General features: G+C 38.3%; 11 protein-coding genes. 8 read left to right on the top strand and 3 right to left on the bottom strand.

Going from position 1 to position 14,290, the window contains the following annotated elements; translation table 11 throughout:
* The first annotated feature begins 52 nt into the window (after positions 1-52).
* Together ACFX4G_RS16295 and ACFX4G_RS16290 are read left to right on the top strand one after the other, a co-directional pair.
* Complete coding sequence (locus tag ACFX4G_RS16295; RefSeq protein ID WP_025752427.1) at positions 53-742, top strand: response regulator transcription factor; 690 nt, start codon at positions 53-55, stop codon at positions 740-742.
* On the top strand, positions 720-2,969 hold the full coding sequence (locus ACFX4G_RS16290) for a sensor histidine kinase (RefSeq protein ID WP_377575711.1): 2,250 nt from the start codon (positions 720-722) through the stop codon (positions 2,967-2,969). Before ACFX4G_RS16295 ends, ACFX4G_RS16290 begins: the two co-directional genes overlap by 23 nt.
* A 325-nt stretch (positions 2,970-3,294) precedes the next feature.
* Here ACFX4G_RS16290 and katA read toward each other — a convergent pair whose 3' ends face one another.
* Both katA and cstA read right to left on the bottom strand, forming a co-directional pair.
* Positions 3,295-4,755 carry a catalase KatA gene (gene katA / locus ACFX4G_RS16285; protein ID WP_377575708.1) on the bottom strand — a complete coding sequence of 487 codons (1,461 nt, stop codon included), beginning with the start codon at positions 4,753-4,755 and terminating at the stop codon, positions 3,295-3,297.
* A gap of 279 nt (positions 4,756-5,034) precedes the next feature.
* Positions 5,035-6,843: a carbon starvation protein CstA gene (gene cstA / locus ACFX4G_RS16280; RefSeq protein WP_013085534.1), complete on the bottom strand. Its 1,809-nt coding sequence runs from the start codon at positions 6,841-6,843 to the stop codon at positions 5,035-5,037.
* Positions 6,844-7,086: 243 nt separating this feature from the next.
* Between cstA and proB the strand changes: the two genes are divergently transcribed.
* Positions 7,087-7,920, top strand: coding sequence for a glutamate 5-kinase (proB, locus tag ACFX4G_RS16275; protein ID WP_043977576.1), 834 nt, complete (start codon positions 7,087-7,089; stop codon positions 7,918-7,920).
* On the top strand, positions 7,917-9,161 hold the full coding sequence (locus tag ACFX4G_RS16270; RefSeq protein ID WP_043977574.1) for a glutamate-5-semialdehyde dehydrogenase: 1,245 nt from the start codon (positions 7,917-7,919) through the stop codon (positions 9,159-9,161). The genes proB and ACFX4G_RS16270 overlap by 4 nt, the downstream gene beginning before the upstream one ends.
* Positions 9,162-9,194: 33 nt before the next feature.
* Here the strand turns inward: ACFX4G_RS16270 and ACFX4G_RS16265 are convergent, their stop codons facing one another.
* On the bottom strand, positions 9,195-10,580 hold the full coding sequence (locus ACFX4G_RS16265) for a sugar porter family MFS transporter (protein WP_377575704.1): 1,386 nt from the start codon (positions 10,578-10,580) through the stop codon (positions 9,195-9,197).
* Between the two features lie 189 nt (positions 10,581-10,769).
* On the opposite strand from ACFX4G_RS16265, the gene ACFX4G_RS16260 reads away from it, so the two are divergent.
* The 4 genes from ACFX4G_RS16260 (at position 10,770) to ACFX4G_RS16245 (ending at position 14,029) form a co-directional block, all read left to right on the top strand.
* Entirely contained in the window at positions 10,770-11,546 is a 777-nt protein-coding gene (locus tag ACFX4G_RS16260) for an alpha/beta hydrolase (RefSeq protein WP_043977570.1), read from the top strand.
* Positions 11,547-11,641: 95 nt separating this feature from the next.
* Positions 11,642-12,652: a LacI family DNA-binding transcriptional regulator gene (locus tag ACFX4G_RS16255; RefSeq protein WP_377575701.1), complete on the top strand. Its 1,011-nt coding sequence runs from the start codon at positions 11,642-11,644 to the stop codon at positions 12,650-12,652.
* A 145-nt stretch (positions 12,653-12,797) separates the two neighbouring features.
* Positions 12,798-13,559 carry a threonine/serine exporter family protein gene (locus ACFX4G_RS16250; protein ID WP_013085528.1) on the top strand — a complete coding sequence of 254 codons (762 nt, stop codon included), beginning with the start codon at positions 12,798-12,800 and terminating at the stop codon, positions 13,557-13,559.
* A gap of 14 nt (positions 13,560-13,573) precedes the next feature.
* Complete coding sequence (locus ACFX4G_RS16245) at positions 13,574-14,029, top strand: threonine/serine exporter family protein (protein ID WP_251469638.1); 456 nt, start codon at positions 13,574-13,576, stop codon at positions 14,027-14,029.
* Positions 14,030-14,290: the final 261 nt, after the last annotated feature.

Genomic DNA, 14,290 nt, shown 5'->3' with positions numbered 1-14,290 from the left:
TCCATAGACGAAATGACCCATGATATACTTTTGAAAGGAGTGTGAGAAATCAATGAACGAATATGTGGTTTTAGTCGTAGACGATGAGCAAGAAATCCGTAATGGCATTGCTATTTATTTGAAAAATGAAGGCATTAAAGTCTTTACGGCCAAAGATGGAATCGAAGCCATAGAGATACTAAATAAAGAAAAAGTTCACTTAATTATTCTTGATATTATGATGCCAAGGCAAGACGGCATTTCAACGACGTTTAAAATCCGAGAACAAAAAAATATCCCGATTATTATGCTGAGCGCTAAAAGCGAAGATGCAGATAAAGTGCTCGGTCTGCAGGTAGGAGCAGATGATTATGTGACAAAGCCTTTTAATCCATTAGAACTGATAGCTAGAGTTAAATCACAGTTAAGAAGATATGTAACATTAGGTACATATGAGGAAACAAAGACGATTGATATCCGAGGTCTCGTACTTGATATTGAGGCTAAGTCCGTCACTCTTGACGGGGTGTTCATTAAGCTGACTCCCATTGAGTATAAAATTGTAGAGTTATTAATGAAAAATGCAGGGAGAGTTTTTTCTATACATGATATTTATGAACGCGTATGGAATGAACCAGGCTACAACGCAGAAAATACAGTAGCGGTACACATTAGAAAAATAAGAGAAAAAATTGAGATTGAACCAAAAAATCCGAGGTATGTAAAGGTTGTGTGGGGACTTGGATACAAAATGGAAAAGTAGCGTCATTTCAGCTATAGGGATTATCTTGTTTTTATTTGGTTTAGGAGCAACTATTTCTTCAATTAGTAACGTGCATAATCTATTAAAAACAAACTATTTACAAAAAAGCAGCTATGTAAAATCAGAAGACTTCAAAAAGCAAATAAGTCGTTTTACAAATGATCTCTACCTTTTAGAATTGACACAAAAAGATAAGAATACCGTTAATGCAAATAAGATAACAGGAGAAGAGATTGAGTCGTATCGATATACGGAAGGAACATTAACAGAACAAATAAAAAACGTGCACGATAAATATGAAGAAAAAATAGAAGACGCTAAGCAGGCAAAGAGCAAAAACGTTGAAGATGCCTATATAAAGCAGCAGGATCTAGAAGTTAAAAACATTCAAAAAAAGTTTCAAGATGATCAATTCGTTCGAGAAGAAATAGCGAAAAACAAAAAACTCAAAATGAAGAAACTATATGACGAAGCTTTTGATCGACAAGAAACATTATCTCAATATAAAAAAGACGTCGTGTATTATTTAAAAGATAGGAACACAAACAAAATATACACGAACATCCAAAACGCAGGCAAAGAAGATGTTAATCAATTAGTAAAAAAGAAAAATATATTGTATAAACATACTTATTCAGCTCAATCACCGCTTGTGTTCCAAGCAGATGAATATAAAAATTCATCGTTAAGCAGTGAGGTAGACTCAGAGATCCCAACCTGGTATTTAAAGCAGAAGTTTACGGGTATAATTGCTGTTCCTGAAAAAGAAACCTTCATTAGTCCTTTATTTGATGAATATAACTATTATCATCATCAAAATGTAGCGTTTCTCGTGTATGCATTTTCAGGGATACTAGCTCTGTTAATAGGTTACTTTATTTATAAAAAAACAATAACTGGACATTTAAAAGAAATAACAAGACAAACTGCAGTACAGAGGGTTTATAAAAAAATACCTTTAGATATTTGTATAATTGTTTTTCTTTTATACTCATTTTTTACATTAAGTCTAGTTCTGAACGGCTATCCTGCTTCTGTATTAGAATCATATAAGCATGTTGCTACGTTCTTCTTTTATATGATAGCAATATCTATAGCTATTTCTCTATGGGCACTTCAAGTATTTCTACTGTTTCAGCGTATACGTACAATAGATGATATAAAAGAAGAATATAAAAGAACGTGTGTTTATCAAGTAATTTATTTTCTTCAATCTATTTTTATTATCAGACATATTGGCATGCATATAATGGTTGTAGTGCTGCTTTTAGTGTTTGCCGTGTTTGCTGTTGCAGCTCTATTGACTAGTGGATCTATGTTTGCAGAACAAGTATCCATACTGTACTTAGCTATAGGCAGTGTTGTAGGAGTGGTTACTTTGATACTGCTTATGCTACGAGTTAATTATTTAAATAAAATTATTATCTCAATTGATCAAATTGCCACAGCCGAGTGGAAAGAGCCGTTACCTATCAAAGGAAAATCAGCTTTGACTCAAGCAGCGCTAAACATAAATCATATCCAGCAGCAGATTCAAACATCTCAGCATGTTCAAGTTAAAAGTGAACGCTTGAAAACAGAGTTAATTACCAACGTCAGTCACGATTTAAGAACACCATTGACTTCTATTATGACATATACAGCGTTGCTAAAGTCACAAGATCTTACTTCGGACGAACAACATGCTTACGTTGAAATTATTGACCGTAAATCAAAACGTTTACAGACACTTATTGATGATTTATTTGAAGTGTCAAAAATGGCAAGTGGAAATGTAGAATTGCATAAAGACAAAATTGATATTAACCAGCTTCTTCATCAGGCTTTAGCTGAATATAATGAAGCAATTGAAGATTCAACTCTGCAATTTCGTATTCAATCTCTCGAAAAGCCGATATTTGCTACTGTAGATGGTCAAAAATTATGGAGAGTATTTGACAATTTGATAGAGAATATATTGAAATATTCACTTGAACAAACGCGTGTCTATATTTCTGTTCAAGAAATAAACGAACAAGTGAAACTAACCTTTAAAAATGTAAGTAAATATGAACTAAATGAGCAGGCAGATGAGCTGTTTGAACGATTTAAAAGAGGGGACACTTCAAGACAAACCGATGGCTCCGGACTTGGGTTAGCTATTGCTAAGTCAATTATTGATTTGCACGGAGGAGAACTGAATATTGAAATTGACGGAGATTTATTTAAAGTAACGATTACTCTTTAATGTCAGTGAATATAAACAGCATATCTAGTAAAAAAGAGAAGCAACCTCATTATGCTGGTTGCTTCTCTTTTTTTAGCGTTCGTAATTTTATTCCGCAACCGCAAAGCGTACTGTGTTTTAGTACTTTTATTTCTCTATCACACTGATTACATCTTATTTCTTGTCTAATCATTTCTTCATCCCTTCCTCTTTTTACAAGAATTTAAATAAGTATCCATAAAATATGGATACTTATTTAGTGATAAAATGTTAAACTAATTGAGAATAAATGATAATCTAAAATGAGAAAAATACTCTTACTTTTTCATTTAGAAAACGGATAAATTTATTTTACTTGCTGCGGAACAGATAATCCTAAACCGTCTGCAATGCGTGTTCCATACTCTGGATCCGCTTTGTAGAAGTGTTGAATTTGACGCAGTTTAATCTCTTCTTTTTCTACAGGTTTCATAGCTTCAACGATGTTTGCAACTAGTCGTGTACGCTCGTCTTTGCTTAGAAGGCGGTATAAGTCACCTGCTTGCGTGTAATGGTCGTTATGATCATATGCAACACTATCGGCAACGCCTGAAACAGGGTATGCTGCTTGTTTGTTTTCCTGTGATTCTGTCGGGCCGCCAAAGCTGTTTGGCTCATAATAAACAGAACGGCCGCCGTTATCGTCAAAGCGCATTTGGCCGTCACGCTGATAGTTATTTACTTCGCTGCGCGGACGGTTAATCGGTAGCGCTTGATGGTTAGCACCCACGCGGTAGCGATGTGCATCGCTGTATGCGAATAGTCGACCTTGCAGCATTTTATCAGGTGATACGTCAATTCCCGGCACAAGCGTTCCAGGTGAGAATGTAGCTTGCTCCACTTCGGCAAAATAATTTTCTGGATTGCGGTCTAAGATCATGCGACCTACTTCAATTAACGGGTAGTCTTTTTGTGACCAAACCTTTGTTACGTCAAACGGATCAAAGCGATACGTATCAGCATCTTCTAATGGCATAATCTGAACGTACAGCTTCCATGAAGGAAAATCGCCTTTTTCAATGGCATTAAATAAATCTTCAGTATGATAATCTGGATTTTCACCAGCTAGCTTTGCAGCTACGTCTGGAGACAGATTTTTTACGCCTTGCTCTGTTTTGAAGTGATATTTTACCCAAACGCCATCTCCTTCGGCATTAACCCATTTAAATGTGTGGCTGCCAAATCCATGCATATGGCGTAAAGTTGCGGGGATACCGCGGTCAGACATTAAAATAGAAACTTGATGCAAAGATTCAGGAGATAAAGACCAGAAATCCCAAACGGCCGTCGGGTTTTTTAAATGTGTGCGTGGATCGCGTTTTTGTGTATGAATAAAGTCAGGGAATTTAATCGCATCTCGGATGAAAAATACAGGTGTATTATTTCCGACTAAGTCGTAGTTTCCTTCTTCTGTATAAAATTTAACAGCAAATCCGCGAGGGTCGCGAACGGTATCTGCTGACCCGTTTTCACCAGCTACTGTTGAAAAACGAGCAAATAGAGGCGTTCGTTTTCCTACTTCAGAAAGGAAAGCTGCTTTTGTATAGGCTGAAACATCATTTGTCACTTCAAAATAGCCGTGGGCACCGGCGCCTTTTGCGTGTACGACGCGTTCAGGAACTCGCTCTCGGTTAAAATGGGCTAATTTCTCTAAAAGGTGAACATCTTGAATTAAAGTAGGTCCGCGTGAACCAGCGGTCATTGAATTTTGATTATCTCCAACCGGAGCTCCCCAACTAGTCGTCAGGTTATTCTTGTTTGTTGTCATCTTAGAACCACCTCTTATTTGAATTTTATTATGTTAGAAATAATAATAACATTTTTAAATAAAAAATCAATACTAAATTATAATTATTATAATTTAAATCGTTAATTTTGAGATGTAGTCAATGGGGTATATAACATGTGAAGTGTACGAACTATTTAAAAAATTTTCTGTATAGTATATTTAGTTTAATAATAAAAATGCCTGGTGTGCAATTATTTTGACCGGCTATTACCATATCAAAAACACGCTTGCTTATTTATATAAGCAAGCGTGTTCGTTTTATATATTTTGTGATAAGTTTGCTTTCGCTGCCAGTTCAGCCTGAGGCGTGCGCCAAAGCTGCGTCCATTTTTGAATCGCAGCAATCATAATAATGAGACCGAGTATAAGCATGATGATTGAAAGAGTTGCATTTAATATGCTGTAACCTGCTGCAGCTTCATTTAAATAGACATTCTTAACCATCCAATAACCTGCGTAGTTAACCGTTACGTAAAGGTAGGCTAGTGGAATAAGGCAAGTAAGCATATAGGAGCGTTTATCTGCAATTCTAAGAATAACGGTTGCTCCAATAATTAAACCAATAGAGGCCATTAACTGATTCGATACGCCGAACAGCGCCCAAACGGAGCCAATATCTCCTGAGAACAATAAATACCCCCACATAAAACAGGCTAGGGCGCTTGCAAAAATGGACCCCGGAAGCCAGTCTACTCGCTTCAATGGCTTATAAAATTCACCAAAAAAGTCTTGAATTAAATAGCGGGAAACGCGTGTACCCGCGTCGATAGCAGTTAAAATAAACACTGCTTCAAACATAATGACGAATTGGAAAAAGTAAGAAGACAGGTGGCTGAACCAAGGAATTTCTGTGAAGATATATGTCATTCCTACGGCCAGTGTAACAGCCCCGCCTGTACGGCCTTCTAAGTTTAGACCAATCTCTTGGCTAAGCTGAGGAAGAGCTGTCACGTTCATGCCGAGCGTTTTGAACACTTCAGGTGTAGAGTTGATTGCAAAATAGTCTCCAGGATGTAAAGCTGTTGCGGCAATTAATGCCATAATTCCTACCAAGCATTCTACTAACATCGCCCCGAAGCCTACAACTTTAATGTCACTCCAACGGTCGAGCATCTTAGGGGTTGTCCCTGAACCAACAAATGCATGGAAGCCGGAAATAGCACCGCAGGCGATCGTAATGGAAATGAACGGCCACACGGGTCCTGCTAAAATAGGGCCGCCTCCGTGAATAAATTCAGTAACTGCAGGAAATGGAATTGCTGGATTTACGAAAAACACGCCTACAATCAGCGCGATAAAGACACCAATTTTCATAAAGCTGCTTAAATAATCTCGAGGTGCTAAAAGCAGCCAAACGGGCAAGGCCGCTGCGAAAAATGCATAAACGGGAAGAATAATTGAAAGTGTTTTAATATCTAGCGTTAAAAAATCTCCTAAAGCTGTTCCTTGAATATAAGGACCGCTAAATACGGCGATTAAAATTAAAATGAAGCCGACGGTAGAAGCCGCTTTTAAATTACCGGTTTTTTTGTGGTAAATACCTACCCCCATTGCGATCGGAATCGTAATTCCAACAGCGAATGTACCCCAAGGGTTTTTCTCAAGTGCGTGTAGCACGACCATAGATAAACCGGCCATTGTGATGGTAATGATAAAAAGCATAGCTAAACCTGTACAAAAACCAGCGACAGGTCCTAGCTCTTTTTTAGCCACTTCGGAAAGCGACTGGCCTTTTTGGCGCATAGATGCAAATAACACAACCGCATCGTGAACGGCTCCTCCGATTACAGCTCCTATTAAAAGCCAGAGCAGTCCGGGCAAATAGCCAAACTGAGCTGCTAAAATAGGTCCAACAAGCGGACCAGCAGCTGCAATAGCTGCAAAGTGATGACCAAATGTTACCCATCGGTTGGTTGGCACATAATCTTTCCCATCTTCAAGTTCATGTGCTGGCGTTTTTTGCGAATCGTTTAGTTTCAAGACCTTAACAGCCATGAATGTTCCGTATAGCCGATACGCAATCATTAAAATACAGATAGATCCAATAACAATCGTAACCGCATTCATTACAAATCCCCCTATCCCTTAGTTGTCTGATGTTTGTACTACTACACAACGTTATGTAATTGTGTGTTCCCCTTACAACTTTCATTATAAAAGAAGAAAGCGCTTTTATCACCAGTTTTTCCCTTAATTATTTAAAAAATTAGAAAGTTCAAATTCCCTTTGAAAAACTATAAGACTTTTTGCATAATCTCTGCTATAATTTTTAAAAAAATTAGTACGCATTTAGGTGTTTTAGTTAGGGAGATGAAAAGAGTGAACCATCGTCAAGAGTTACAAAATAGCAAGCGTATCGTAGTCAAAGTAGGGACATCTACGTTGACCTATGATAATGGAGATATTAACTTAGCACGCATTGAAAAACTAGCGCGTGTTTTATCCGATTTAATGAATGCAGGAAAAGAAGTTGTGCTTGTTACATCAGGTGCCGTTCAAGTGGGAGTAAAAAAACTAAAGTTAAAGGAAAAGCCAACTTCTATTCGAGAAAAACAAGCAGCGGCCTCTGTCGGGCAATGTGAGCTTATGCATATCTATAGTAAATTCTTTGGTGAGTACAGCCACATCGTTGGTCAAGTACTGTTAACGAAGGATGTAATCGAAGATGAACATGTGCGCAATAACGTTGTGAATACGTTTGAAAAATTAATTGAAGACAAAGTAATTCCTATTGTGAATGAAAACGATACGGTTGCAATCGATGAAATTGAAAACATCGTGCGCTTCGGCGATAACGATAATTTATCTGCCATTGTTTCAGTTTTGATTCACGCAGATTTACTTGTTATTTTATCTGATATTGACGGTTTCTTTGATTCAGATCCCACAAAAAACCCTAACTCTAAATTAATGAAAGTAATAGATGGCATCACACCGGAGCTTGAGAATTTTGCTGGAGATAGTGGAACTGACGTTGGAACAGGCGGAATGGTCACAAAGCTTACCGCTGCTAAAACAGCTACAAGTGCAGGCGTAAGCTTAATCTTAGCAAATGGTAAAGAGCCAAATATTTTGCGAGATATTATTGAAGGCCAAGAAATTGGAACGTTATTCTTAAAACAAGCTGAAGGAGTAATGAAATGAGTGAATTGCAGCTTAAAGGAAAGCAGGCAAAAGATGCCTCTTATTTCTTAGGAAATGTAACGAGCGAACAAAAACAGCAGGCACTTTATAAAATGGCGGCTGCTTTATTGAATCAGCAAGAAGCGATTTTAAAAGCCAATGAATTAGACATAGAAAAAGCCGTTCAAAAAGGCACATCAAAAGCGATGTTGGATCGCCTATCTTTAAATAAAGAGCGGATTCACGGAATGGCAGACGGCCTGCGCCAAGTAGCTGCGCTTGCGGATCCAGTAGGAGAAGTGCTGTCTATGGCGAAGCGACCAAATGGCTTACAAATTGGGCAGCAGCGTGTACCTATTGGTGTCATAGGAATTATTTATGAAGCGCGTCCAAACGTTACGTGTGATGCAGCAGGCTTATGCTTAAAAGCAGGAAATGCAGTTATCTTGCGCGGAGGCAGCGAGGCGTTTTATTCGAATCAAGCGATTGTTTCTGTATTATCTCAAGCTGCGGCAAGTGCAGGGTTGCCTGAGCATAGCGTACAGCTTATTGAAGATACGTCGAGAGAAACAGCACTGGAGTTAATGAAATTAAATGAATATATCGATGTATTAATTCCTCGAGGCGGTGCTGGTTTAATTGAAGCAGTGGTAAAAAATGCAACGGTTCCCGTTATTGAGACAGGAACTGGGAACTGCCACATTTATGTCGATGAAGAATATGACGGTGACATGGCGGCCAATATTGTCATTAATGCAAAAACATCTCGTCCAGCGGTGTGTAACTCAGCCGAAAAGCTGATTATCCATAAACGAGCGGCTCATGAATTTTTGCCGATTATTGTTCAAGCGCTACGAGAGAAAGATGTAGAAGTACGCGGTGATGAACGTGCGGTAACAATCGTTCCAGATCTTGTTCCCGCAGGGGATGAGGATTGGAAAAAAGAATACTTGGATTTCATCATGGCGGTTAAAATCGTAGATGATATCGATGAAGCGATTTCTCATATTAATGTTCATAGTTCACATCACTCTGAAGCGATTGTAACAACAAATTATGCTCATGCTCAGCGTTTTTTACAGCGCGTTAATTCAGCCGCTGTTTATGTGAATGCTTCAACGAGATTTACGGACGGAGAAGAGTTTGGTTTCGGGGCAGAAATCGGAATTAGTACACAAAAGCTTCATGCGCGTGGACCGATGGGATTAAAGGAATTAACAACGCTAAAATATATTATTTACGGAGATGGACAAATTCGATAAAAAAGAAGCCTGAGGCATATGCCCAGGCTTCTCTTATTTCCATATACGTTCAATTTCTTCAAGTGACTTTCCTTTTGTCTCCGGAACCCACTTCCATATAAACAAAAATGAAGCGAGACACATAAACATAAAGAATAAAAATGTAAAAGATCCTCCAGCTTTGTTCCAAAGGATAGGGAAAAACTGAGATACAAACCAATTAGCTATCCACAAGAAAAACGTAGAAATAGACATTGCATAGCCTCTCGCGTGATTAGGAAAAATTTCAGAAATCACAACCCATACAACCGGTCCCATAGAAATATTAAAAAGAAATAAATAAAAAACAATAAGTAAACTAGTAGTCAACCCTTCAGTACCTTGAGAATGAAACCCAAAGGAAACGAGAAGCTGCGTAACGGCCATACCAGCTGTGCCAATAAGCAATAAAGCTTTGCGGCCAATCCGGTCGATAAGCCACATGGAACAAAGAACGCCTAAAAAGGCAGCCACACCAATCATAGACGTAACAAGGAGCGATAAATCTCCTCTAGCTCCAGCTGCTTTAAAAACTTGCGGGGCGTAATAAATAATGGCATTAATTCCGACAAGCTGTTGAAAGGCTGCAAGTAGAATACCAATAAGCAGCGCTTTTCGAAGACAGGCCTCTTTAAAAAGTGAAAGAGAAGCTGGTTGATTTTCTTTTAACGATTGCTCAATATGATACAGCTCTTGGCGTGCAATGTGTGTACCATTGATTTTAATTAAAATGTCCATAGCTTCTAAAGTGCGGTTTGCTTTTACCAGCCACCTCGGACTTTCAGGAACAGGAGAAAGAATAAGAAGAAATAAAAGAGCTGGAATACCAGAAGCACCGATAATGTAGCGCCATCCCGTGGAATTCTGCCAAGCGTCTTCCCCAATAGATAAAATGTAGTCATTTACAAAATAGACAGAAACAATCCCAACGGCAACAGCAAATTGGTATAGAGAGCCTAAGCGGCCACGCATGTGCGGAGGGGCTATTTCAGAAATATAGGTAATAGAAAGAACAGAAGCCATACCAATGCCTAGTCCTCCAATAATTCGAGAAATAATCACAAAAGAGATGGATGAAGATAGCGCTTGCATAATTGCGGATACGACAAATAAAGAAGCTGCTAAAAGTAAGATGCTTTTTCTACCGAATCGATCACTCAGTTTTCCTGAAGCAAGTACCCCAACGGCACCACCGAGCAGCAGACTAGATACAACAAAACCTACCATCGTTGGACCAAGATTAAAATGTACTTTCATCAACCCAATAGCTCCTGAAATGACGGCTGTGTCATAGCCGTAAAGCAACCCTCCAAAAGCAGCTGCACATGAAATGAAAATCACGAAAACTAGATTTCCTTTTTGCTCCTTATACTCGTCAGAAGTTACTTTTACTATCCCCATATAAATTCCTCCTTTGAATCACCGTCACTATTTCAATTAAAAAAACGTTATACGTAAAACGTTTTCATAAAAGATGTTTTTATGTTAAACTAAAAATTGTAAATAATCAAACTATTTTTTACCTTTTATATGAATTATGTACGTTTTGTTATCAACCAATAGGGAAGAAAAAATAGGGGGAAGAGAAATATGGCGTTTATGCAATGTGATTTTTTTTCAGAAGTATTGCAAATAAGTACTTCAATGAACGTTTTGATACCGCAGCACACAAAATCTCAAATTGGTTTACAAACCAATACAAGAAGTGAGAAACACCCTACGCTCTATTTATTACACGGTCTTTCTGATGATCATACGATATGGATGAGAAGAACTTCGATTGAACGCTATGCATCAGAATTAGGACTTGCAGTTGTAATGCCAAATGTAGATCGCAGCTTTTATAGAGATATGGCTTATGGAAAGAAGTATTGGACGTTTGTAACAGAAGAACTTCCTCACTTGGCTAGATCATTCTTTCCGTTATCGGAAAAAAGAGAAGATAATTTTGTAGCTGGCCTTTCTATGGGAGGGTACGGCGCTTTAAAATGGGCGTTTCGCAAACCACATCAATTTTCTGCAGCTGCCAGTTTATCAGGAGTGATGGACGTTGAAGGGCTTGGAGGGCGAGGAGAAGTTCAGTTCTTAGATTATCCTTTGATTTTTGGCATGCCCCCTGTTATTAGACCTGAGGATGATCTTTTCTGGCTGCTTGAAAATCGTCGGCGCTATGGAGAAGTGACTCCGCGTATTTATCAATGCTGTGGAACGGAAGATTTTTTATATCAGGAAAATAAACGTTTTTCCGAGCGTTGTAAGCAAGAGCCTATTTGTTTTACATATGAAGAAGGAAAAGGAAGTCACGACTGGGCATATTGGGATCAAAAAATTCAAGATGTGTTAAAGTGGCTGTTTAGTGAAAAGTAGGGAAGGTAGTTTTCAGTGGTGCCGGCTTCTAGTAGTATAATAAAGAAAAATGTTTACTTGGTCGATAGACTAAAAGAAAATGGGAGTCGGTACGAATGGGGAGAAAAAAAGTCACGATTACAGAAGTAGCAAAAGAAGCGGGTGTTTCATTAGCTACGGTATCAAGAATCTTCAATAATAAAGAAGGTAAAATTAAAATTAGTGAAACAACTAAACAAAAAGTGCTAAAAGCAGCAGCTCATTTGGGGTATCAGACGAATCCATTTGCGGCAGCTCTTCGGGCCCAAAAAACAGGGATTATCGGGATATTAATTAGAGATTTAAAAGATCCGTTTCTAATTGAACTATTAAAAAAGGTACAGCAACAAGTCCAAAGTCGAGGGATGGACGTTCTTATTGGACACACGGATTACGAAGAAACAACGGCTGAGCGTCAATTAAATGCTATGATGAACCATTGGTTTGATGGGGTCATTTTATTAGACTATGTAGCTGCTCAGCATCCGTTTGTAGATGTATTAAAACAATATCAAACGCCTTACGTTTCTCTTACAGGAGACGCCTCTTCTGCACTTTGGCCGATTGTACATGTAGATGATGCGGTGGGAATGCAATTAGCTGTTGCTCACTTAACGGATCTTGGTCATAAGAATATAGGGTTCGTTGGAAAAGCTGTAAGCGGAGTCGAGCACCGTCTGTCCCTTTTTTATCAGTATGTACCGTCAGCAAACGCAAAGTTTGTGAAAGAAGATATGAATAACTCAGATGAACTATATCAGTTTATAAATGAGCTAGCTCATCATCCAGAGCCTCCAACCGCGCTTATTTGTGCTACGGATTACATTGCTCTGAAAGTGATACACTGTGCGTGGCAAAACGGGCTTCACGTTCCAGCAGATTTATCTGTTATAGGATTTGATGATATTACAGAAGCTAGTGAAGCGCATCCTCCACTAACAACTATCCGTCAACCGATGGAAAAAATGGCTGAAAAAGCAGTAAACCTCTTACTTCAACAAATTCAGGATCAGCAAGAAATAGATCAGATACAGTATAAAATGGCACCTTTATTAGTAGAGCGCGAGACCACAAAACGTATGAATTGATAAGGAATGTATATACTATTCCTGAAAGTGTGAGACAAAAAGTCCACACTTTTTTGCATTAACCATTGCGTCCACTTCCCTCTTTCTTATACACTGTATGCTGTAGGGGAAAAAAACCAAGCTTTAATATGTTTGGAGCGATTTGATGACACAACAAAAATTAGATAAATATGAAATTATGGACGTTAGCTTACTAGCAGGTAAAATTATGTTAGAAAGCGGAGCAGAAACGTATCGAGTAGAAGACACAATGATGCGGATTGCAGCGTCTTACGGTATAAAAAAATCCCACAGCTATGTGACGCCAACAGGGATTATGTTTTCACTTGAAACGAAAGAACCGACGAAAACGAAGTTAATTCGTATTTCCGAACGAACGACAGATTTAAAAAAAGTAACCATGGTAAATAGCGTCTCAAGAACAATCAGTCAAGGAAACATCTCCTTGGAGGAAGCGTATGAAATGCTACAAGAAATTGAAGCAACAAACGTAGCTTTTCCACTATGGGTTCAACTTGCAGCTGCATCCATTTCTAGCGGATGCTTTTTAATCATGTTTCAAGGTTTATGGACGGACTTTATTCCAGCTATGTTTTCAGGAGGTCTCGGATTTTTAACCGTGGTGTATTTCCACCGTCTTATTCCGATTCGCTTTTTTGCTGAGTTTACCGCTTCGTTAGTTATTGGACTTTTATCAGCTCTTTTAGTCGCTTCAGGACTAGGCACGCAAATCGATAAAATTATTATTGGATCCGTTATGCCACTCGTTCCTGGCTTATCCATTACCAATGCAGTGCGAGATTTAATGGCGGGACATTTACTGTCTGGATTATCAAAAGGAGCAGAAGCGTTTCTGACGGCATTCGCTATCGGTGCAGGTATTGCCATTGTATTTACACTTCTATAGAAGGGAGGCATCATATGCATATCGTAGAGCAGATAATTACAAGTTTTATTGCTTCAGCAGCATTTGGGATCATCTTTAATGTTCCACGTGAATCATTATTAAAAAGTGGCTTTGTCGGAATGGTTGGCTGGCTCATTTACTATTTGCTAACGTTCTATGGCGTAGATGAAATTCCAAGCACAGTTGCATCGGCCTTCTTTATTGCTATTATTAGTCAAATTTACGCAAAAATTTATCGAACGCCGATCATTATTTTCACCGTAGCAGGTATTATTCCGCTAGTTCCGGGAGGAACAGCATACGATGCCATGCGTAATTTTGTAGAAAATAACTATAATGAAGCGATTAGTCTTGCAGCAAAAGCCTTTATGATTTCAGGTTCAATTGCCATTGGTATTGTGTTTTCTGAAGTCATCAACCAAATCATTCGTCAGTCTAAATTAAATGCCAAAGCAAAATATCGACCATAGAGAAGCAAGCTCAAATCAGAGCGTGCTTTTTTTATGAAAAAAATAAAGAGATCCTTCACTTTTTTGTCACAAGAAAGTCACGTTTTAGTCTAAAAACGTTCAAAAAAAGTCCGTGCACAGCTAAAAAAATAGACTATACTATGTAAATAGAAAGAGAGATATTACATATGTATGTGAAACATTGAGCATATCTCTCGAATTATTATGCTCAATGTTTCACAATGTAAGTAAAAGATGCTCAGAAATGAGCAAAGTATCTAT

The organism is Priestia sp. YIM B13486, from assembly GCF_042787865.1.
Taxonomy (GTDB): Bacteria; Bacillota; Bacilli; order Bacillales; family Bacillaceae_H; genus Priestia; species Priestia megaterium.
This window is presented reverse-complemented; position numbering and strand designations above follow the sequence as displayed.

Excerpts from the sequence above, each read along its gene's own strand:
- ACFX4G_RS16295 (WP_025752427.1), top strand. The coding sequence starts at position 53 with ATGAACGAATATGTGGTTTTAGTCGTAGACGATGAGCAAGAAATCCGT.
- katA (WP_377575708.1), bottom strand. The coding sequence starts at position 4,755 with ATGACAACAAACAAGAATAACCTGACGACTAGTTGGGGAGCTCCGGTT.
- cstA (WP_013085534.1), bottom strand. The coding sequence starts at position 6,843 with ATGAATGCGGTTACGATTGTTATTGGATCTATCTGTATTTTAATGATT.
- proB (WP_043977576.1), top strand. The coding sequence starts at position 7,087 with ATGAAAAGAGTGAACCATCGTCAAGAGTTACAAAATAGCAAGCGTATC.
- ACFX4G_RS16270 (WP_043977574.1), top strand. The coding sequence starts at position 7,917 with ATGAGTGAATTGCAGCTTAAAGGAAAGCAGGCAAAAGATGCCTCTTAT.
- ACFX4G_RS16265 (WP_377575704.1), bottom strand. The coding sequence starts at position 10,580 with ATGGGGATAGTAAAAGTAACTTCTGACGAGTATAAGGAGCAAAAAGGA.
- ACFX4G_RS16260 (WP_043977570.1), top strand. The coding sequence starts at position 10,770 with ATGGCGTTTATGCAATGTGATTTTTTTTCAGAAGTATTGCAAATAAGT.
- ACFX4G_RS16255 (WP_377575701.1), top strand. The coding sequence starts at position 11,642 with ATGGGGAGAAAAAAAGTCACGATTACAGAAGTAGCAAAAGAAGCGGGT.
- ACFX4G_RS16250 (WP_013085528.1), top strand. The coding sequence starts at position 12,798 with ATGACACAACAAAAATTAGATAAATATGAAATTATGGACGTTAGCTTA.
- ACFX4G_RS16245 (WP_251469638.1), top strand. The coding sequence starts at position 13,574 with ATGCATATCGTAGAGCAGATAATTACAAGTTTTATTGCTTCAGCAGCA.